The sequence below is a fragment of the Chryseobacterium sp. HNCC26DJ239 genome (genome assembly GCF_057180445.1).
The window spans coordinates 194,045-214,109 of the sequence record NZ_JBXUGJ010000006.1 but is presented as its reverse complement, the minus strand read 5'-3'; the positions used below and the strand labels follow the sequence as shown (position 1 = coordinate 214,109).

The window sequence follows — 20,065 nt, the reverse complement described above, 5'->3', positions numbered from 1 at the left end:
GCCAAGCGAAGCGGTTTTTTTATGTTCAAAAATGAAAGTTTTCTTACGATTTTTTCTGTTTCAAAGATTCGTAACAGGTAATTGCAACCGCATTACTTAGGTTTAACGAGTCAATACTTCCACTCATAGGAATTAAAGTGTTTTTTCCTCTCCCGTACCAAAAATCACTTAAACCAGAGTGCTCCGTTCCAAATAACACCGCAGATCGTTGAGTAAAATCTCTTTTATACAAGTCTTCCGAACTTTCGTCCATTATCGTTGTGTAAATATTGAATTGGTTTCTATTCAAAAATTCAAAAACTTCTTCATTTTCTGCCTGAAAGATTTCCATCCCAAAAAGACAACCCACACTCGAACGGATTACATTCGGATTGTAAAAATCTGTTTTACCATCGGCAACAATTAAGGCATCAATCCCAAAAGCTTCGCAGCTTCTCAAAATTGCACCTAAATTTCCTGGTTTTTCAACGCCTTCAACAATAATGATGGTTGAGTTTTCTTTTGGCTGAAAAGTGTCTAAATGAGTTTCTTTTGTTTTGTAAACTCCAATAATTCCTTCTGAGCTTCCACGATATGCAATTTTTTCATAAATTTTTTCGCTCACTAAATGGATTTTCTGCTTCGGAGTTTCTCCTTTGAAAATATTTTCGCAGATATAAAATTCTACGGGTTCAAAATTATATTTCTGGGCTCTTTCGTTTTCCTGTTGACCTTCCACCACAAAAACTTCAGCTTTTTTTCTGAAACGATTGTCGGTTAAAAGTTTAGAAATGTATTTTATTTTTTCGTTTTGAAAACTTTCGATAATCATAATTGATGAATGATAAATGATATTTGATGCAAAAGTAAGTTTTTTTAGATGATTGATATTCTCTAATCTTCCAACATCCCACTTCCAGCTTCCAATAAACTATTCGGAAGCTCTTTCTTATTCTTTATGCCCAAATCTTTCAGTTTCTGAGTTTGAAGAACCAAATTGTCATTACCTGTGTAAAGCTGTTTGTAGGCGTCGTTGTAAACATTTTTTGCCTGATCGATATTTCTTCCTACTTTTTCTAAATTTTCTACGAAACCTGCAAATTTATCATACAATTTTGCGCCTCTTTCGGCGATTTCCATCGAATTTCTGTTTTGATATTCTCTTTTCCAAAGGTCTGCAATCAACTTTAGCGAAGTGATTAAATTACTCGGATTGAGAAGCAAAATCCTTCTTTCGTAAGCGAAATTCCACAAGTTTTGGTCGGCTTGCATCGCTGCAATATAAGCGGGTTCGCTCGGAATAAACATCATCACGAAGTCTAAAGATTTTCCGTAATCGTCGTACGCTTTTTGGCTTAATTGATTAATGTGATTTTTAATCGAGTGTAAATGTTGGTTTTGCTTAATTTGAAAAATTTCAGCGTCGGTTTCGTCTACTAATTCAGTAAAAGCGGTTAATGAAACTTTAGAATCAATAATTACATTTCTTTCATCAGGATATTTTACAACCGCATCGGGACGCATTTTTTTACCCGAAAATTCTGAAAATAGCGCCTTGTTGTCTTCATCACGAAGTTCGTGTTCCAAGAAATATTCTCTTCCTTTTACCAATCCAGATTTTTCCAGTATGCTTTCCAGAATCATTTCGCCCCAATTTCCTTGTGTTTTGCTTTCGCCTTTTAAAGCTTTGGTGAGTCTTTTGGCGTCTTCCGAAATTTGTTGATTCAACAAGGCGAGTTCTTTTACTTTTTCGGCAAGAGAAAATCTTTCCTTGTTTTCTTTTTCGTAGGCTTCGTTCACTCGATTTTTAAGGTCGGTAATTTTTTCCTGAAACGGTTCGAGAATATTTTTGAGGTTGTTTTGATTTAAAGCTGTGAATTTTTCAGTCTTTTCTTCTAAAATTTTATTGGCTAAATTTTCAAACTGCAACCTTCCTTCTTCCTGAATTTTTTTAGATTCTTCTTTTTGGGCTTTCAAAAAAGTGTTTTCGGCAGAAATTTTAGCAAATTCTGCTTTTAAATCATCCAAAAGGTCGGTTTGGTGAAGATAGTTTTCTTTTTCATTTGAAACTTGTAAACTAAGTTCCTGAATTTTTTGTTGTAAATGTTCCTGATTTGCTTGATTTTGAATGTAAGAATTGTTGAGCTCATCAAACTGCTTTCTCGAAACTGAGCTAGATTTAATTAAAAAATAAGCCACAATAAAGCCCAAAACAACGCCTGCGAAAAGATATAGAAGTTCCATTTTTCAAAAATACGAAAGAAAGAATTCTTAAAAAATTTTTCTTTTAAAGAAACCAAATCTCATAGGTTTTCTAAATCTATGAGGTTTAAAAGTTGGTTTTTTTAAAATGCGTGTTTAGGTGTTCTTCGTTTTCTCTAAAATTTCTATGTTTTTTACTACGTCACTGGTTTCGCATTTTTTCAACTCTTTGGCAAGTGTGGAAGTCAATAATTTAGGGTGAAGAATTTGAGAAGCTACTTTTGCAGCAGCATAATCTACGATTCCGACGACTGAATCTTTTAAAAAATTAGGCGTGTTGCTAGAAATCACCGCAGTTGCCCAAGAAGTGTCTCTTGCTTTTGAAATGGCAAAATCGAGAACGGCGTTGTCTTTTCCGTTGGATAATTTGTCGATTAATTCTACTGGATAACAGATTTTATTCAGCGAATCCTGAACGTTTTGGTTAATCGATGCAATCACCGAATTGATTCTCTCGAAATCAGTTTTTAAAGGATTGATTTTTCGATTGGGCATAATCGAAGCTGCTGAAATTCCTAAATCTAAATTGATGTGCGCATTCATTCCCAAAAAGATGTGTTGCAAAATCAAAAGGTCTTTGTTTTTAGTTGCTTCGAAAGCCATATACCAAGAATTGGTGCATTTTTTACCTTTAGAATAATTTTCCCACGCATCGAGATATCGACTGGCAAAAGCAATGTCGAGTTTGGTCATTCTTGGGTTGTCTTCAAACTTTTTCTGCTGAATTCCCTTTAAAACTTGAGCCGTCATAATTCTGTACGTACAAGCAAAATATCCAGCCGGACTTTTGTTTTCTTTGCACCAAATAATGATATCGTCTAATTTTTTTAATACTTCTTCAATGGTTTTCATGGTTGTTTAGTTTAATTTAAAGATAAGAAATTTGGTAACTTAAGTAATGAAAAGAATGAAAAATAGACAGTTAAGAAGTGTTGCAACTAGAGTAGCAATAAAAACGGCGAGATTTTCCCTGGTTTTTTTTACAAAAAACTTAATGATAAAATAATTAATGATGTAAACGGGAATCAATAAAAAGTAGTTAAAAACTATAATTTGCTGGAATTGATTCAGTGTCAAAATTAAAATTGCACTGCTAATAAATGGGGCAATAGTTACTCCAAGAATACTCTTTAATATTGTATCTGAATCTACTTTTAGATTTGTTTCTTTGTTTTGAATTTGTGAGTATTTTTCTAAAGTTAATATTTTAATGTCTTTTCGTGTAAGCAGATGAGATTCTATAGAAGTCATACATTCTTCCATAGGAACTCTACTCATGTAGTTTTGATGAATCAATCGTATGATACGATTTGTTTCTTCAAGGTATTTTTTTTCATTATCAATTTTTTTCGTGAATTCTTCCAAAGTACCTCTGGATTGTATTTCATCTAGAAGCTCTTGTGTGGCTTTACCTTGATAATCAATTTGATTTTTGTAAGATTCAATTAAATCTTGTTCTGTAAATTTACTGTAAAAGCCCATTTTTAAGGATTTTCTTTCGCAATTTCGCCATGATGTTTCAAATACATTGGTAAAGCTGCAGAACCGTACCAAGAGAAAATTTCGTAGTTAAAAACTCCGGCTTTTACGGCTGGGTCGGTTTTTACCCAAGCTTCGGCTTCTTCTTTAGATTTGGTGTTGAAGATAAACATACCTTTATAGTTTTCTTTGTTTTCTTCAAGAAAAGGACCGGCGACGGTAATTTTTCCTTCGTCTGCAAGTTTATGGATGTTGGCTAAATGGCCTTTCATGAGTTCGCTCATTTTGGCTTTATCTTCAATTTTTGTTGATCCCGGTGTAAGCATCACTATTACATAAGGTTTCATTCCGTATTTGTCGGCGCCAAGAGATTCTGCTAATTTTTGGTTGTATTTTGGTGTAGTTTCTTTTTTCTGTGCAAAAGAGAACGTTGCTGTGAAAAGCATTAATGCAATGAATAGTTTGTTTTTCATGGTTTTATATTTTTAAATTAACTGATATGAGCTGTTAAAATTACGAATAAGTGTTTCTTTTCTTTGAAGTTTGCGAAGTGAAACTTCAAGCTTCGTTCATCAAGCTTCCTGCTTTTTTTAATGATTTATCCTCAAAAACTCTTTCGCCAATTCAATCATTTTTGGGTCGCCTGTATATTTTCCTTTTTCGTCGGAAAGTTTTACCGTAGGAATCCATTCTTGGTTAATAGATTGTACACCAATTAGTTTCATTACAATATTCATTGGTTTTAAACCAACATCGTTGGTAAGATTGGTTCCAATTCCGAAAGAAACACCGATTTTACCTTTGCAGTAATTGGTAATTTCTTCTACTTTTTCAAGATTTAAATTATCAGAAAAAATTATGTATTTAAATAAAGGATTGATACCGTTTTTCTTGTAGTGGGCAATCGTTTTGTCGGCAAATTCCAAAGGGTCGCCGCTGTCATGACGCACTCCGTCGAAGAGTTTTGCAAATTTTTTATCAAACTGCTGAAAGAAAACTTCCGTTGTGTACGTGTCTGAAAGTGCAACTCCCAAATCGCCTCTGTACACATCTACCCAATGTTCTAGCGCCAATTTATTCGCCATTTTGAAACCATATTCTGCCGCATGAAACATAAACCATTCGTGAGCGTGAGTTCCAATAGGTTTTACGCCATATTTCATTGCAAAATGAACGTTGGAGCTTCCTGTGAAGGTTGAATCTTTTTTCTGTGTTAAAGCTTCCATCACAAGATTTTGAACTTTATAAGAATGTCTTCTTCTCGTCCCAAATTCAGCAAAAGTAACGCCTAGTTTGTTCAAGAATTCTGCTTTTTCTAAAGTTTTAGACATCACTACTTCGTTAGAATCTCTTTCCATATGATTCATTTCGTAATGAAGTTCGCTTATTAATGCTAATAAAGGCACTTCCCAAAGAATAGTTCTATACCAAAGTCCTTCAACAGTTACGCTAAGTTCGCTTCCTTGCTGATGAATTTTTACTTCAGACGGGTCATAATGATAACCTTCAAGAAAATCGAGGTAAGGAAGGTCGATGTAAGGACAGGTTTGTGCCAAATATTTTTTTTCGTCTTTGCTGAGTTTTAGTTCTGCCATTTTGTTTATGGCATCTCGCAAAGCTTTATCAAAACCTTCAGGAAATTGATGTTTTCCTCGGTTGATGAATTCGTATTTTACAATTTGACTAGGGAATAGTTTTACCACCGCATTTTGCATGGTAATTTTATAAAAGTCGTTATCGAGAATGGAGGTCAGTTTTACGTCTTGCATGATTGTGTAATATATACGCAAATATAGTGAGTTAAAATAAAATCACCTAAATGTAAGGTGATTTTTTTAATATTTTAAAGTTAAAGAATTTTATTTTCCTAGGTAAGAGTTGTACATCCAAACTTCTTTTTCTTGTTCTGTAATGTAGTCGCTCATTTGTGAGTTGGTTCCTTCGTCTCCGGCTTTATCGGTAATATCAAGCAATTCTCTTTGCAAATCAATCACTACTTTAAAAGAGTTTAGAATAATTTCAACCGATTTATTTCCGTCGGTTACTTCCTTGCTTTCTTTGATGGTTGATGTAGTTAAATAATCCGAATAATTATGAGCTGGCGTTGCGCCCAATGTTAAAATTCTTTCCGCAATTTCATCAATTTTTAAAACTAAACTGTTGTAAAGTTCTTCAAATTTAGGATGAAGCGTGAAAAATTGTTCTCCCTTAATGTTCCAATGAGAACCGCGAGTGTTTTGGTAGAATACAGAATAGTTGGCTAAAAGGACGTTCAGTTTTTCTGCGATTTTCTTGCAGTCGGCTTCTTTTAGGCCGATAATGCTTGCATTTTTCATAGGTTTATTATTTATGATGTGTTTTAATGTAAATATTATGCCGAAAAACCTTTACGCTGATTGATGATGATTATCTTTGCTATTCTTATTATAAATAAGTTTGATGCAGGTTGTAAAAAATCCAATCAAGACGTATTGCATAACACTGTTGCTTTTTTTGGCAATTTGTGCGGCGTATTTTTTTTCGTCTCTTAAAAATACGAATTGTCATTATATATATGTGCTCGATGATGCGTATATTCATTTGGCGATGGCGAAAAATTTTGCGTTGTATGATGTTTGGGGAATTACGAAATACAAATTTTCGTCTACATCTTCTTCGCCAATGTTTACTTTTTTGATTGCTGTAGTAATAAAAATCTTTGGAAATCACGATTGGCTTCCTTTGGTTTTCAATGTTGTCTTTTCTGGCGGAATTGTTTTTATTTTAAACCAGTTTTACTCCAAAATTTTCACCTCAAATTTGAAAGTGGTTGCTGCAAATATGTTTACATTGCTTTTTGTAACGCTTCATTTGCAGGTTCTTTCTGGGATGGAACATGTTTTTCAGGTTTTTATTTTCCTGTTAAATATTTTCTGCTTTTATTATTTAAAAGATGAAAAATGGGCGAAGTTTGGTTTTTATTTTTCGCTGTTGCTTTTAGGTTTAATCAGATTTGAAAGTATGTTTTACTTCGTAACGCTTGCTTTTGGTTTTGCGTTGCTTAAGAATTGGAAGCGTAGTGTATTGGTTTTATGCTGTGGATTTTTACCGATTTTGGCTTTTTGTGTTTTTAATCATAATGAAACAGGATATTGGTTTCCGAATTCTGTGGTTGTCAAAGGGACTGCGATTCATTTTAATGAAAATATTTTTTCAGACATACTATATATAATAAAGGATAAGCTGATTTTTAGTAAAAGTTTATATAAAATTGGTTTTTTTCCGATTTTGATGACTGTTTGGTTTTTGTGGAAGGATGGAAAGAATGGTTTTTCAGCATTAATTTCGAAAAATTTCCTGCTGATTGTTTTGTCGCTTACCTTCATTTTGCATTGTATGTTTGCGGAGACGAGGTATTTGTTTAGATATGAAGCCTATTTTATCGCAGGTTTTTCAATGGTTGCTTTTGAAAGAATTTCCAGAGAATTTTCATTTAATGATTTTTTTAAACTAAAAACTGCTGCTCTTACAGTGTTGTTGATGGCGAATTTTAGTTTAATGATGTATAAAACTTTCTTATCGCATCAAATGTTGGTTTTCGGAAGCAAAAATATTTATGAACAGCAAATACAGTCTGCCCAATTTTTACATACTTATTATAATGATGCAAAAGTGGTCGCGAATGATATTGGCGCAATTTCTTACTTTACAGAGATCCAGCTTTTGGATGTAGTAGGATTGGGTTCGGTAGAAACAATTCCTTTTAATGGGAATGAGGTGGTTTTTGATGAAAGATTTAAAAATTTCCTTACAAAATATACGGCTCAAAATAAATTTCAACTTGCGATTGTCTACGAACATTGGTTGAATGGGCAAATTCCAGATTCGTGGAAAAAGGTGGCGGAACTTTCAATTGATGAGAATCTTAATGCTGCAGGTAAAACGGTTTCTATTTATGCAATTGATGAAAAGGGCTTCATAACTCTTCAAGAAAACATTCGAAATTTTAACTGGAATAAAAATGTAAAGGTCGACATCAAATCTAAACCCTAAGTTTCTGTTAATTAATTTTTAAGAATTTAAATAATTTATTTGCAACTGCTTGTGGATTAAAAAATTATTCATATTTTTGCACCCTAAAATAAAAAGCATTATATGCCTACTATTCAACAATTAGTAAGAAAAGGAAGAGCCACGCTTGCCAAGAAGAGCAAATCGGCTGCCCTTGATTCTTGTCCACAAAGACGAGGAGTATGTACTAGAGTATATACTACCACTCCTAAGAAACCTAACTCTGCACTTAGAAAAGTTGCAAGGGTAAGACTTTCAAACGGTAAAGAAGTTAACGCCTACATCCCGGGCGAAGGACATAATCTTCAAGAGCACTCGATAGTATTGGTAAGAGGCGGAAGGGTGAAAGACCTACCGGGAGTACGTTACCACATCGTAAGAGGTGCATTAGACACTGCAGGTGTAAATGGAAGAACGCAGAGAAGATCGAAGTATGGAGCTAAGAGACCAAAACCAGGTCAAGCACCAGCTGCACCAGCTAAAGGAAAGAAAAAATAATCATTAAATAAGGTACAGAAACAATGAGAAAGACGAAAGCGAAAAAAAGACCGTTGTTACCAGATCCAAAGTTTAATGATCAATTGGTAACAAGATTCGTAAACAACTTAATGCTTGACGGTAAAAAGTCAATCGCATTCAAAATTTTCTATGATGCATTAGATATCGTAGATACTAAAAAAGGAGAAACTGAGAAAACTGCACTAGAAATCTGGAAAGATGCATTAACAAACGTTATGCCTCACGTAGAAGTACGTTCTAGAAGAGTAGGTGGAGCAAACTTCCAGATTCCTATGCCAATCAGAGCAGATAGAAAAATTTCTATGGCAATGAAATGGTTAATTAGCTACTCTAAAAAGAGAAATGATAAGTCTATGGCTTTGAAATTAGCTAATGAAGTAGTAGCTGCTTCAAGAGAAGAAGGTGCTGCTTTCAAAAAGAAAACAGATACGCACAAAATGGCGGAAGCTAACAAAGCGTTTTCACACTTTAAATTCTAATCTGAAATGGGTAGAGATCTTAAATTTACAAGAAATATTGGTATTGCTGCGCACATTGATGCAGGTAAAACTACCACTACAGAAAGGATTTTATTCTATACAGGTGTAAACCACAAAATTGGAGAAGTTCACGATGGTGCTTCTACAATGGACTGGATGGAGCAGGAAGCTGAAAGAGGTATTACTATTACTTCTGCTGCTACTACTTGTTCTTGGAACTTTCCAACAGACCAAGGTAAAAAATTACCTGAAACTCAACCTTACCACTTCAACATTATCGATACACCGGGACACGTTGACTTCACAGTAGAAGTAAACAGATCTCTTAGAGTATTGGATGGATTGGTATTCTTATTCTCTGCAGTAGATGGAGTAGAGCCTCAGTCTGAAACAAACTGGAGACTTGCTGATAACTACAAAGTAGCGAGAATGGGATTCGTAAACAAAATGGACAGACAAGGTGCTGACTTCCTTAACGTGGTAAACCAGGTTAAAGAAATGTTAGGATCAAACGCAGTTCCAATCGTTTTACCAATCGGTGCTGAAGAAGATTTCAAAGGAGTTGTAGACTTAATTAAAAACAGAGCGATCATCTGGGATGAAGCTGGACAAGGTGCTACTTTCGAGGTAGTTCCAATTCCTGAAGAAATGAAAGATGAAGTTCTTGAATATAGAGAAAAATTAGTAGAAGCTGTTTCTGAATATGATGAAACTTTGATGGAGAAATTCTTCGAAGATCCAGATTCAATTACAGAAGAAGAAATCAATGCTGCATTGAGAGCTGCTACTATCGATTTATCTATTATCCCAATGACTTGTGGTTCTTCATTCAAAAATAAAGGAGTACAGTTTATGTTGGATGCAGTATGTAAATACTTGCCTTCTCCATTGGATAAAGATGATATCAAAGGTACTGACCCAAGAACTGACGCTGAAATCACAAGAAAACCATCTGTAGACGAGCCTTTCGCTGCATTAGCTTTCAAAATTGCTACCGATCCTTTCGTAGGAAGATTAGCTTTCTTCAGAGCTTATTCAGGAAGACTAGATGCAGGTTCTTATATCTTGAACACTCGTTCAGGTGATAAAGAAAGAATCTCTAGAATCTATCAGATGCACGCTAATAAGCAAAACCCAGTAGAATATATTGAAGCTGGTGATATTGGTGCTGCTGTAGGTTTCAAATCTATCAAAACTGGTGATACTATGTGTGACGAGAAAAACCCAATCGTTCTAGAATCGATGGTTTTCCCTGATCCAGTAATCGGTATCGCTGTTGAGCCTAAAACTAAAGCTGACCAAGATAAAATGGGTAACGCTCTAGCTAAATTGGCTGAAGAAGATCCTACGTTTACAGTAAGAACTGACGAGGCTTCTGGACAAACGATCATCTCTGGTATGGGTGAGCTTCACTTAGATATCATTGTAGACCGTATGAAAAGAGAGTTCAAAGTTGAAGTAAACCAAGGACAACCTCAGGTAGAATACAAAGAAAACTTAACAAAAGTTGCTCAACACAGAGAGGTTTACAAAAAGCAATCTGGTGGTAAAGGTAAATTTGCTGATATTGTATTTGAATTAGGACCTGCAGACGAAGGTAAAGTTGGTTTAGAATTCATCAATGAGATCAAAGGTGGTAACGTTCCTAGAGAATTTGTTCCTGCAATTGAAAAAGGATTTAAAGCTGCAATGAAGAACGGTCCTTTGGCTGGTTTCGAAGTTGAAGGTATTAAAGTTACTCTTAAAGATGGATCTTTCCACGCGGTGGATTCTGATGCTCTTTCTTTCGAAATGGCTGCTAAATTAGGATTCAAAGAAGCGGGACGTGCTGCTAAACCAGTAATCATGGAGCCTATTATGAAATTGGAAGTTGTAACTCCAGAAGAATATATGGGTAACATCATTGGTGACCTTAACAAGAGAAGAGGTACAATCAGCGGACAAGAAGAAAAGAACGGAGCTATTGTTATCAAAGGTTCAGTTCCATTATCTGAAATGTTCGGATATGTTACTACTCTAAGAACACTTTCATCAGGAAGAGCTACATCTTCTATGGAATTAGAGAAGTATCAAGCTACTCCTCAAAACGTTGCTGAAGATATCATTGCTAAAGCAAAAGGTTAATTTTTAAAGTACAAGAAATGTCACAAAGAATCAGAATAAAACTTAAATCTTACGATTACAACTTGGTAGACAAGTCTGCTGAGAAAATCGTAAAGACGGTAAAGGCTACAGGTGCTGTTGTAAACGGGCCAATCCCTTTGCCAACAAACAAGAGAATCTTCACAGTGTTGAGATCTCCACACGTTAACAAGAAAGCAAGAGAGCAGTTCCAATTATCAGCTCACAAGAGATTGATGGATATCTACTCTTCTTCTTCTAAAACTGTTGATGCTCTAATGAAATTAGAACTTCCTTCAGGAGTTGACGTAGAAATTAAAGTGTGATTTTAGCAGTTGGCTTATAGCCATTAGCTATTTGCCAGAAGCCAAAAGCAATAACTTTGCTATGATAACAAATCCCTTTTCGAAAGAAGAGGGATTTTTTTATGTCATTGCGAGCGAAGCGAAGCAATCTCAGTAGAAGTTTTTATCTTAAAAAATTATTATATATAATTTCATGGTAAATTTTAAAAAAGTGTAAATTGTTTTCATATTAAACATGATGGAAACAAAATTTAGGATTTTACTTGTCTTTTGGATTTTAGCTTTACCAATTGTATTCGAATTTCTTTGGCTTGCTTTGCCAAGTAAGTTGCAATTTGATAGCTTTTCTTGGTCTATTTATGTATTTGGTATTTCGGTTTTATGCGCCATTTTTTATGTGTTTTGCCGTTCTTGGTTAGAGAAATTTCAGATAATAAAATATCTTTTTCTAACTTTCATGTTAAGAGTTTTTCTTGAACCCTTTTTTAAGGTTTTTAAAATGAGTGTTGGTTTAATCTTTTTATGCAAAAGAACAATTACTCCTTCCGAAGAACAAGTGGCTTTGGATTTACTCGTCGATGTTTCCCGATTTATTTTATTGATTATTCTTTTACGGTTTAAAATAAAAGACCTTTCTTTCAGTTTGCTTTTCGTTCTTTTAAGTTTGCTTTTTGAGATGCTTGTTAAATATATCTTGCTAAATGTTTAAGTTAAAAAAAAACTGCGATTTTGTTTGAGATTCCGTTTTCATTAACCCAAACTCCGTGTTGGTGAAATAAGAAAGTTTTGGAAAAACATAATCTCTATCTTTGGTAAAAATACTTCCATGAAAAAGTTCCTAGTTTTGGTTTTGCTTTCCCTTTTGGGTTGGATGAATGCTCAACAAAAAATTGTGCGTTTAGATACATCAAAAGTGAGTTCGAAAAACCAATTAGAAAATAATAATTTTTATCTTGTTGATGATGCTTCGAAGCTTTTATATTTGATGAAGAGCAGCGATAAGAAATTCAAAATGGTCTACACTTTTACAGATTGGTGTAAACCTTGTCGCGAAAAGTTTCCTCAAATCTTACAATTCGAAAAAGAGTTTCAACAAGTGGTTGATGTTTTTTACGTGACTGATATTTACCGAGAATCTTCCTACACAAGTACAGATAAATATTTGAAATCGATTGGCTGCTTCGCTCCGGTTTTTTGTATTTCTGACAACGACCGATTTAAAAATGCAAAAGGAAAATTTGTGTATTCCGTTTACAATCCTGAGAAGAAGAAAGAAACAAAAGCAGACCGATATACTTTTTTCACCCAAAATTTAGCTCCGAAACATTGGTTTTATGGATATTCTTTGGTTATTATTTATGATGAAAATGATAAAGTAGTATATGCTTCAACCTACAACGAAACCCATGAACAGGTTTATGAGCAAATCCGACATATTTTAGGCAATTCATCTTCTTAAAAATAAGTTTGGAACGAAAACTGCGTAAAGAAAAGTATTACCTTTACCTAAATCTTACCATCTATGAAAAACGATTTTTTCGAAAGTCTCGCCAATAAAGCAGCTAAGTTTACGGGAAGTTCAACTGCGTTTATTATGGCAATGCTTATTGTTGTAGTTTGGGCAGTAAGCGGACCTCTTTTCGATTATTCCGAAACATGGCAATTGGTAATTAATACCGGTACCACCATTATTACTTTTCTAATGGTTTTTTTAATTCAGAAAGCACAAAACAAAGATTCAAAAGCAATTCAAATTAAGTTGAACGAATTAATCGCGGCCAACGAAAAAGCGAGCAACAGAATTGTTGATATTGAAGATTTAACCGAGAAAGAACTCGATCAATTGCACCGATACTATGAACAGTTGGCAGATTTTGCAGAAGAAGATGATGATATTCATATTTCGCATTCTATTGATGCGGCACAAAGAAACCAAGATCATAAACATGAAGTCTTTAAAAAGAAACATGAAGAGTGGCTTCAAAAACAAAACAGTAAAAGTTCAAAATAAAGAAAGACCGGAAATTTTTCCGGTCTTTGTTTTATCTAAATTGAAATATCCCATTGTAATCTGAAACGCCATCCTGTATTGTAAGGAAGTGTTGCCTGATAAAAATCGAAGTATGTGAGTTCTGCAGTCAGTTTGTTCTTGTGCCCGCTAAAAAACCAGTTGAAAGCAAAAGAAGTTTCGGTCTGCTTGTCAAAAGAAAGGGCTACATTGGGTTTGTATTTCGAAAATCTGGTGGCAAATTCTAAATCTTTCGGGAACCAATCAAAAATTCCATGGAAAAAATATCCAGCTTGAAGATAGTAACCGGTAAGTTTTGTTTCGGCATTATTGTTCAGTTTGTCGATAATTTGTTTGTGATGCCATTCTGACTGCCAAGAAAAACCTTTATACATAAGTGCAGATTCCAAATTGTATTGGTTGGTTCTATATTGCCCAGGATTATTGTTTTCAAAATCTTCTAATGCGCCGCCTCCAGATTGTGAAAATCTTGTGTAAGGACTTCGGTTTGTGACTGCGGCAAGGGCAATTTTTGCAGATGGTTTTTCGTGGAATTCAAGGTCGCCTCCAACAAAATCTAGAGGTTCTCCCAAGAAATTCCATTGCAGCCTTCCAAAATACATTAAGTTTTTGTCGTCGTTTTCCCGATTTCCTCTACCGGTTCCGGTAAGTGCGGCCAAAGTATAGTTGAAATTGGCGATTCCTTTGCCTTCAAGATGACCGTAAATTTCAATGCCTTGCTGCCTATCGATGGTAAAAGGTCTGTTAATAATAGAGCGTTCTACCATTTGTTGTTGACCGCTGCTAATAACTCTTTCCTGCGAATATTCAACTTTCCATTGCCCAACTTTTAGACTCAGCCATTTCCATTTTTCTACCATCAAACGAAAGTCGAGAAGGTTAGATTGTCCCAATTCGTACTCCCAATAATATTTTAACCAAGGTTGAAATGCGTGCCCGCCAACTTTTAATCTCGCACGGTTTATTTTCAAAGCTTGTTGGTTTCTAGAATCTACATCATCGTACGTTACAGGGTCTTGATCAAATGGTGTGGAAACTCGAAATTGCAACCTGCTTTGTATTTGTAATAAAAATTTATTGTCTTTAGTTTGAAGCTCAAAACCTTTGCTGCCGTATTTTGCAATGATTTGTTTTGTTGTATCGCTTGCTATTTTATAATGTTGAGATAAGGTTTCTTTTTTGTTGTCTGTTGAAGTTTTAAAAATGGCTGTACTTTCTTTTACGATAGACGAGTCCTGCGTAGAGTTTTCTTGTTTGAAATCGGCTTTAGAAATATCCTGCGAATTGAAGGTAGATTGATCTTTATTCTGAGCAATGGTCTGCGCGAACATAAAGCCTGTTGCCCAAAAAAATAGTAAACTGCAGTATTTTTTTTTCATGGTTTATTGAGTTTTTGATGGTTTTTGCAGTGAATTCTACTGTTAAACAAATATATATAAAACAATTTAATAAAGTAAGGTGCTATTTTTTTATGATGGTATTTACAATTTTGTTTTTAACTAAAAAAGATTTGTCACAGGGTATGATTTATTGAAATTAATCCGAAAACATTTAGCTAATAGTTTAAGGTTGTTGATTTATTTTTCGCTAAATAATAAATTTGATTAAATTATTTCGCTTAAAATAGTTTTTTATTGCCTAATTTTCGTAAATTAGGCGGGGTTAGTGATTTATTATTGTAGATTCTAATAGCTCAAGTGATGATTAGAACGCACTTATCTCAATGTAGGTAAGTGCTTTTTTATATTTTAATCTTTTCTGGAGATGGTTTTCTTAGCTGTCTCTTGAGGCAAATTCTTTCTGCTTTGGGATTTTATCGTCTGAAGGAAAAAAAGTCTGTTGTTTTCTAGAAAAAGATGTAAATCATTAAAAATCAAAATATTTTGCTGTAAATGTTTGGTAGTTAGAAAAATATTCATAAATTTGCACACTCATTTTAGGAGCGGAGTATGCCTATATCAGAAGTAGAAATTGCTTGAGACATCCTAAAATGCTGAGAATTAAAAGATAAATTTTATTATTATATAAACAATGTCAGGTATTATTGGTAAAAAAATCGGTATGACGTCTTTGTTTGACGAAGCAGGGAAGAATATTCCTTGTACAGTTATTCAAGCAGGTCCATGCTCGGTTTTACAGGTCAGAACCATTGAAAAAGACGGTTATAAGTCAGTTCAATTAGGTTTCGATGACAAGAGTGAGAAGAACGTTGGTAAAGCGTTAGCTGGTCATTTTAAAAAGGCTGGTTCTGCTCCTAAAGCTAAATTGGTAGAATTCTACAGAGAATTCGTTGATGAAGTAAAAGTAGGAGAAGAAGTAAAAGTAGACTTATTCAATGAAGGTGAATATGTAGACGTAACAGGAACTTCAAAAGGTAAAGGTTTCCAAGGTGTTGTTAAAAGACATGGCTTTGGAGGTGTAATGCAGGCAACTCATGGTCAGCACAACAGACTTAGAGCTCCAGGTTCTATCGGTGCTGGTTCAGACCCTTCAAGAGTATTCAAAGGGATGAGAATGGCTGGAAGAATGGGAGGTAAGCAGGTAACTGTACAAAACCTTCAAGTGTTAAAAGTTGATCAAGAACAAAATCTTTTAGTAGTAAAAGGTGCTGTTCCGGGAGCTAAAAATTCTTATGTAATTATCAGAAAATGGAACTAGTAGTATTAAATACATCAGGAAAAGAGACCGGAAGAAAAGTAACTCTAGACGAAACAGTATTCGGAATTGAGCCAAATCAGCACGCGGTTTACTTAGAAGTAAAACAGTACCTTGCTGCACAAAGACAAGGAACTCATAAAGCAAAAGAAAGAAGCGAAATTACTGCTTCTACTAAAAAACTTAAGAAGCAAAAAGGATCTGGTTCTGCAAGATATGGTGATATTAAATCTCCAACTTTCAGAGGTGGAGGTAGAGTATTTGGTCCAAAACCAAGAGACTACAGATTCAAATTGAACAAAGCTCTTAAGAGATTAGCTAAGAAATCTGTTCTTTCTCAAAAAATGAGAGACAACAGCATTAAAGTTTTAGAAGATATGAGCTTTTCAGCTCCTAAGACTAAAGATTTCATCAGTGTATTGAATGCATTGGAACTTAACGGTAAGAAGTCTTTATTCGTTCTTCCTGAAGCTAACAAAAATGTATATTTATCTTCAAGAAACTTGCCTAAAACTAAAGTAATGAACTTCAACGAAATCAGTTCTTACGATTTAGTAAACGCAGGTGAGATCATTTTCTTCGAAGGTGCAGTTGAAAAATTCCAGGAAAATTTAAAGAAATAAATCATGTCAGTTATTATTAAACCAGTTATTTCAGAAAAGGCTAATTACCTTACAGATTTAAGAGGTACTTATTCTTTCTTGGTAGATACTAAGGCGAATAAGATCCAGATTAAAAAAGCTGTAGAAGCGGCTTACGGTGTAAAAGTAGCAGACGTAAATACAATGATTTATGCTCCTAAAGTATCTGCGAAATATACTAAGAAAGGTCTTCAAGTAGGAAAGACAAACAAATTAAAAAAGGCGGTAATTAAGCTTGTAGAAGGTGATGTTATCGACATTTTTGCTGTAAATTAATTATTAATTATAAATAATAGTAATGTCTGTTAGAAAATTAAAACCTATCACCCCGGGACAGAGATTCAGAATTGTAAACAATTTTGAGGAAATTACTACCAACAAACCAGAGAAGTCTCTAACAGTTGGTATTAAAAAGTCAGGTGGACGTAACCAAACAGGTAAAATGACCATGCGTTACACCGGAGGTGGACACAAAAAGAAATACAGAATTATTGACTTCAAAAGAAACAAAGCAAACGTTGAAGCAACTGTAAAATCTGTAGAATACGATCCAAACAGAACTGCATTTATCGCTTTATTAGAGTACGCAGATGGAGAGAAGAGATATATCATCGCTCCAAACGGTATCAAAGTAGATCAAAAAGTAGTTTCAGGTGAAAGCGTTGAGCCAAATGTAGGTAACGCAATGAAATTGAAAAACATTCCATTGGGTACTGTAATTTCTTGTGTTGAAATGAAGCCTGGTCAAGGTGCAATTTTAGCAAGATCTGCAGGTTCTTCAGCTCAACTTACATCAAGAGACGGGAAATATGCAATCATCAAATTGCCTTCAGGAGAATCTAGAATGATCCTTACTGAATGTATGGCAATGATTGGTTCAGTTTCTAACTCTGATCACCAATTAACTGTATCAGGTAAAGCTGGTAGAAGCAGATGGTTAGGTAGAAGACCAAGAACAAGAGCGGTTGTAATGAACCCAGTAGATCACCCAATGGGTGGTGGTGAAGGACGTTCTTCAGGAGGTCACCCAAGATCTAGAAACGGTATGCCGTCTAAAGGTTACAAAACTAGAAAGAAAAACAAAGTGTCTAACCGTTACATCGTATCTAAAAGAAAATAATTATGGCAAGATCACTTAAGAAAGGACCGTTCATTCATCATACTTTAGATAAGAAGGTTCAGGCAAATATTGAGTCTGGTAAGAAGACAGTTATCAAAACTTGGTCTAGAGCATCTATGATCTCTCCGGACTTCGTAGGACAAACTATCGCTGTACACAACGGGAAATCTTTTATCCCAGTTTACGTTACAGAAAACATGGTTGGTCACAAGTTAGGCGAATTTTCTCCAACAAGATCTTTCAGAGGTCATGGTGGTAACAAAAACAAAGGAAGCAGATAATCATGGGATCAAGAAAACAAGATAGCGCAATCGCAAGAAAAGAAGCTAACAAAGATGTTGTAAAAGCTTCATTAAATAACTGCCCATCTTCTCCAAGAAAAATGAGATTAGTTGCTGATATCATTAGAGGAGAGCAAGTAGATAAAGCTCTTTATATCCTAAAATATTCTAAAAAAGAAGCCTCTAACAAATTAGAGAAATTACTTCTTTCTGCTATGGCAAACTGGCAGACTAAAAACGAAGGTGCAGACATCGAGGAAGCAAACCTTATCGTTAAAGAAATATTCGTGGATAGTGCAAGACAATTGAAGAGACTAAGACCAGCTCCACAAGGTAGAGGGTATAGAATCAGAAAAAGATCAAACCACGTTACATTAATCTTAGGTAATAAAGAAAACTAAATCAAGGTATGGGACAGAAGACAAATCCAATTGGTAACAGATTAGGTATCATCAGAGGATGGGATTCTAACTGGTTTGGTGGAAACGATTATGGAGACAGAATCGCAGAAGACTACAAAATCAGAAGATACCTTGAAGCTAGATTATCTAAAGGTGGGATTTCAAGAATTTTTATTGAAAGAACATTAAAATTAGTAACAGTTACGATCACTACTGCAAGACCAGGTTTAATCATTGGTAAAGGAGGTCAGGAAGTTGATAAATTAAAAGAAGAGTTGAAGAAATTGACTAAAAAGGATATTCAAATCAACATCTTCGAAATCAAAAGACCTGAGCTTGATGCAGTTTTAGTAGCTGATAGCATTGCTAAGCAAATCGAAAACAGAATCTCTTACAGAAGAGCAGTAAAGATGGCTATGGCAGGTACAATGAGAATGGGTGCAGAAGGTATCAAAGTTCAAATCTCTGGTAGATTGAACGGAGCTGAAATGGCAAGATCAGAATCTTTCAAAGAAGGAAGAATTCCATTGTCTACTTTCAGAGCAGATATCGATTACCACATCGGTGAAGCACTTACTCAGTACGGAAAACTAGGGGTAAAAGTTTGGATCATGAAAGGTGAAGTTTACGGTAAAAGAGAACTTTCTCCACTAGTGGGACAAAACAAAAAAGGTGGTCAGTCTGAAAGAGGAAACAGAGGAGGAGACAGAGACAACAGAAGACCTAGAAAAAACAATAATAATAACAATAACTAAAATTTTAGATTAGAAATTTTGAATTTTAAATTACCGTTACTTTTTTAAAATTAAAAAAAATCTAAAATCTAAAATCTAAAATCTAAAATTTAGAAATTATGTTACAACCAAAAAGAACCAAGTTCCGTAGAGTACATAAGATGAAAATGAAGGGGAATGCCCAAAGAGGTAGTCAACTTGCTTATGGAACTTTCGGAATCAAAGCTACAGAAGGCGCTTGGATCACGGCAAGACAAATTGAAGCTGCGCGTATCGCTGCGACAAGATATATGAAGAGAGAAGGACAGCTATGGATCAAAATCTTCCCAGATAAGCCAATTACTAAAAAACCAGCGGAAGTACGTATGGGTAAAGGTAAAGGTGCTGTGGAATATTGGGTAGCTGTAGTAAAACCAGGTAAAATTATGTTTGAAGTAGGTGGAGTACCTTACGAAGTAGCGAAAGAAGCTCTTAGACTTGCTGCACAAAAACTACCTGTTGTTACTAAATTTGTAGTTGCTAACGATTTTGTTAAACCTCTTTAATCTTTGAATACAATGAAAAAAGCTGATATTAAAAATTTAAGCGCGGGAGATATTCAAGCACAATTAACTGAAGCAAAAGCTCAATATTCAAAATTGAAATTGGCTCACGCAATCAGCCCGATTGAAAACCCGATTCAAATCAGAGATTTGAGAAAAACAATCGCAAGACTAAACACTGAGTTAACTAACAAACAATAATTTCATTTTAAAATGGATAGAAATTTAAGAAAAGAAAGAATCGGAGTGGTTTCCAGCAATAAAATGGAAAAAACTATTGTTGTTAGTGAAACTACAAGAGTAAAGCACCCGATGTACGGTAAATTCGTTTTGAAAACGAAAAAATATACTGCACACGACGAGAACAACGAATGCGCAGAAGGTGATACAGTTTTGATCCAAGAAACTAGACCTTTGAGCAAGAACAAAAGATGGAGACTAGTAAGAATCATTGAAAAAGCTAAGTAA

Annotated in this window: 26 protein-coding genes; 17 read left to right on the top strand and 9 right to left on the bottom strand. The window is 34.7% G+C overall.

The annotated features are described in order from the left end of the window. Window positions 1-43: 43 nt before the first annotated feature. The 7 genes from AC2A1D_RS14575 to AC2A1D_RS14545 all read right to left on the bottom strand — a co-directional run bounded on the left by AC2A1D_RS14575 (window position 44) and on the right by AC2A1D_RS14545 (window position 6,056). Window positions 44-811 (bottom strand): TrmH family RNA methyltransferase, encoded by a 768-nt coding sequence (locus AC2A1D_RS14575; RefSeq protein WP_484044305.1) that lies wholly within the window; start codon window positions 809-811, stop codon window positions 44-46. 62 nt (window positions 812-873) lie between these two features. Beyond that, window positions 874-2,223 (bottom strand): DNA recombination protein RmuC, encoded by a 1,350-nt coding sequence (locus AC2A1D_RS14570; protein ID WP_484044304.1) that lies wholly within the window; start codon window positions 2,221-2,223, stop codon window positions 874-876. A 114-nt stretch (window positions 2,224-2,337) separates the two neighbouring features. Continuing rightward, window positions 2,338-3,093: a DUF5995 family protein gene (locus tag AC2A1D_RS14565; protein WP_484044303.1), complete on the bottom strand. Its 756-nt coding sequence runs from the start codon at window positions 3,091-3,093 to the stop codon at window positions 2,338-2,340. A 39-nt stretch (window positions 3,094-3,132) separates the two neighbouring features. Continuing rightward, window positions 3,133-3,723 (bottom strand): hypothetical protein, encoded by a 591-nt coding sequence (locus AC2A1D_RS14560; RefSeq protein WP_484044302.1) that lies wholly within the window; start codon window positions 3,721-3,723, stop codon window positions 3,133-3,135. 2 nt (window positions 3,724-3,725) lie between these two features. After that, on the bottom strand, window positions 3,726-4,193 hold the full coding sequence (locus AC2A1D_RS14555) for a YciI family protein (protein ID WP_484044301.1): 468 nt from the start codon (window positions 4,191-4,193) through the stop codon (window positions 3,726-3,728). 117 nt (window positions 4,194-4,310) lie between these two features. Beyond that, entirely contained in the window at window positions 4,311-5,489 is a 1,179-nt protein-coding gene (gene pncB / locus AC2A1D_RS14550) for a nicotinate phosphoribosyltransferase (RefSeq protein WP_484044300.1), read from the bottom strand. Between the two features lie 90 nt (window positions 5,490-5,579). Beyond that, complete coding sequence (locus AC2A1D_RS14545; protein WP_484044299.1) at window positions 5,580-6,056, bottom strand: Dps family protein; 477 nt, start codon at window positions 6,054-6,056, stop codon at window positions 5,580-5,582. A 250-nt stretch (window positions 6,057-6,306) separates the two neighbouring features. Here AC2A1D_RS14545 and AC2A1D_RS14540 point away from each other — a divergent pair, with 250 nt between their 5' ends. The 7 genes from AC2A1D_RS14540 (at window position 6,307) to AC2A1D_RS14510 (ending at window position 13,205) form a co-directional block, all read left to right on the top strand. Next, window positions 6,307-7,752 carry a hypothetical protein gene (locus AC2A1D_RS14540; protein ID WP_484044298.1) on the top strand — a complete coding sequence of 482 codons (1,446 nt, stop codon included), beginning with the start codon at window positions 6,307-6,309 and terminating at the stop codon, window positions 7,750-7,752. A gap of 102 nt (window positions 7,753-7,854) precedes the next feature. Further along, entirely contained in the window at window positions 7,855-8,268 is a 414-nt protein-coding gene (gene rpsL / locus AC2A1D_RS14535) for a 30S ribosomal protein S12 (RefSeq protein WP_027381287.1), read from the top strand. 23 nt (window positions 8,269-8,291) lie between these two features. After that, window positions 8,292-8,768, top strand: coding sequence for a 30S ribosomal protein S7 (rpsG, locus tag AC2A1D_RS14530; protein WP_484044297.1), 477 nt, complete (start codon window positions 8,292-8,294; stop codon window positions 8,766-8,768). Between the two features lie 6 nt (window positions 8,769-8,774). Next, window positions 8,775-10,892, top strand: coding sequence for an elongation factor G (fusA, locus tag AC2A1D_RS14525; protein WP_484044296.1), 2,118 nt, complete (start codon window positions 8,775-8,777; stop codon window positions 10,890-10,892). A 17-nt stretch (window positions 10,893-10,909) separates the two neighbouring features. Next, window positions 10,910-11,215 (top strand): 30S ribosomal protein S10, encoded by a 306-nt coding sequence (gene rpsJ / locus AC2A1D_RS14520; RefSeq protein WP_002661363.1) that lies wholly within the window; start codon window positions 10,910-10,912, stop codon window positions 11,213-11,215. Window positions 11,216-12,020: 805 nt separating this feature from the next. Next, entirely contained in the window at window positions 12,021-12,653 is a 633-nt protein-coding gene (locus AC2A1D_RS14515) for a hypothetical protein (RefSeq protein WP_484044295.1), read from the top strand. A 63-nt stretch (window positions 12,654-12,716) separates the two neighbouring features. Beyond that, the gene (locus AC2A1D_RS14510) at window positions 12,717-13,205 is read left to right on the top strand and encodes a low affinity iron permease family protein (RefSeq protein ID WP_484044294.1); all 489 of its coding nucleotides are present in this window, start codon (window positions 12,717-12,719) and stop codon (window positions 13,203-13,205) included. 35 nt (window positions 13,206-13,240) lie between these two features. On the opposite strand, the gene AC2A1D_RS14505 is transcribed toward AC2A1D_RS14510, so the two are convergent. Together AC2A1D_RS14505 and AC2A1D_RS14500 are read right to left on the bottom strand one after the other, a co-directional pair. Next, on the bottom strand, window positions 13,241-14,602 hold the full coding sequence (locus AC2A1D_RS14505; RefSeq protein ID WP_484044293.1) for an OprO/OprP family phosphate-selective porin: 1,362 nt from the start codon (window positions 14,600-14,602) through the stop codon (window positions 13,241-13,243). A gap of 369 nt (window positions 14,603-14,971) precedes the next feature. Then, on the bottom strand, window positions 14,972-15,142 hold the full coding sequence (locus AC2A1D_RS14500) for a hypothetical protein (protein WP_484044292.1): 171 nt from the start codon (window positions 15,140-15,142) through the stop codon (window positions 14,972-14,974). A gap of 112 nt (window positions 15,143-15,254) precedes the next feature. Between AC2A1D_RS14500 and rplC the strand changes: the two genes are divergently transcribed. The 10 genes from rplC to rpsQ all read left to right on the top strand — a co-directional run bounded on the left by rplC (window position 15,255) and on the right by rpsQ (window position 20,065). Further along, a complete protein-coding gene (rplC, locus tag AC2A1D_RS14495; RefSeq protein WP_484044291.1) occupies window positions 15,255-15,881 on the top strand; it encodes a 50S ribosomal protein L3 in 627 nt (208 codons plus the stop codon). Next, window positions 15,872-16,501, top strand: coding sequence for a 50S ribosomal protein L4 (rplD, locus tag AC2A1D_RS14490; RefSeq protein WP_484044290.1), 630 nt, complete (start codon window positions 15,872-15,874; stop codon window positions 16,499-16,501). The genes rplC and rplD overlap by 10 nt, the downstream gene beginning before the upstream one ends. A 3-nt stretch (window positions 16,502-16,504) precedes the next feature. Continuing rightward, window positions 16,505-16,795 carry a 50S ribosomal protein L23 gene (gene rplW / locus AC2A1D_RS14485; RefSeq protein ID WP_484044289.1) on the top strand — a complete coding sequence of 97 codons (291 nt, stop codon included), beginning with the start codon at window positions 16,505-16,507 and terminating at the stop codon, window positions 16,793-16,795. A 22-nt stretch (window positions 16,796-16,817) separates the two neighbouring features. After that, on the top strand, window positions 16,818-17,639 hold the full coding sequence (gene rplB, locus AC2A1D_RS14480) for a 50S ribosomal protein L2 (RefSeq protein ID WP_034678013.1): 822 nt from the start codon (window positions 16,818-16,820) through the stop codon (window positions 17,637-17,639). Window positions 17,640-17,641: 2 nt separating this feature from the next. Beyond that, window positions 17,642-17,920: a 30S ribosomal protein S19 gene (gene rpsS / locus AC2A1D_RS14475; protein ID WP_002983209.1), complete on the top strand. Its 279-nt coding sequence runs from the start codon at window positions 17,642-17,644 to the stop codon at window positions 17,918-17,920. Between the two features lie 2 nt (window positions 17,921-17,922). Next, the gene (gene rplV, locus AC2A1D_RS14470; protein ID WP_039364058.1) at window positions 17,923-18,321 is read left to right on the top strand and encodes a 50S ribosomal protein L22; all 399 of its coding nucleotides are present in this window, start codon (window positions 17,923-17,925) and stop codon (window positions 18,319-18,321) included. An 8-nt stretch (window positions 18,322-18,329) separates the two neighbouring features. Next, on the top strand, window positions 18,330-19,076 hold the full coding sequence (gene rpsC / locus AC2A1D_RS14465) for a 30S ribosomal protein S3 (protein WP_484044288.1): 747 nt from the start codon (window positions 18,330-18,332) through the stop codon (window positions 19,074-19,076). Window positions 19,077-19,174: 98 nt separating this feature from the next. Continuing rightward, a complete protein-coding gene (rplP, locus tag AC2A1D_RS14460) occupies window positions 19,175-19,600 on the top strand; it encodes a 50S ribosomal protein L16 (protein WP_047096817.1) in 426 nt (141 codons plus the stop codon). A gap of 12 nt (window positions 19,601-19,612) precedes the next feature. Further along, window positions 19,613-19,798: a 50S ribosomal protein L29 gene (gene rpmC, locus AC2A1D_RS14455; protein WP_027381309.1), complete on the top strand. Its 186-nt coding sequence runs from the start codon at window positions 19,613-19,615 to the stop codon at window positions 19,796-19,798. Between the two features lie 12 nt (window positions 19,799-19,810). Then, the gene (rpsQ, locus tag AC2A1D_RS14450) at window positions 19,811-20,065 is read left to right on the top strand and encodes a 30S ribosomal protein S17 (protein WP_029297775.1); all 255 of its coding nucleotides are present in this window, start codon (window positions 19,811-19,813) and stop codon (window positions 20,063-20,065) included.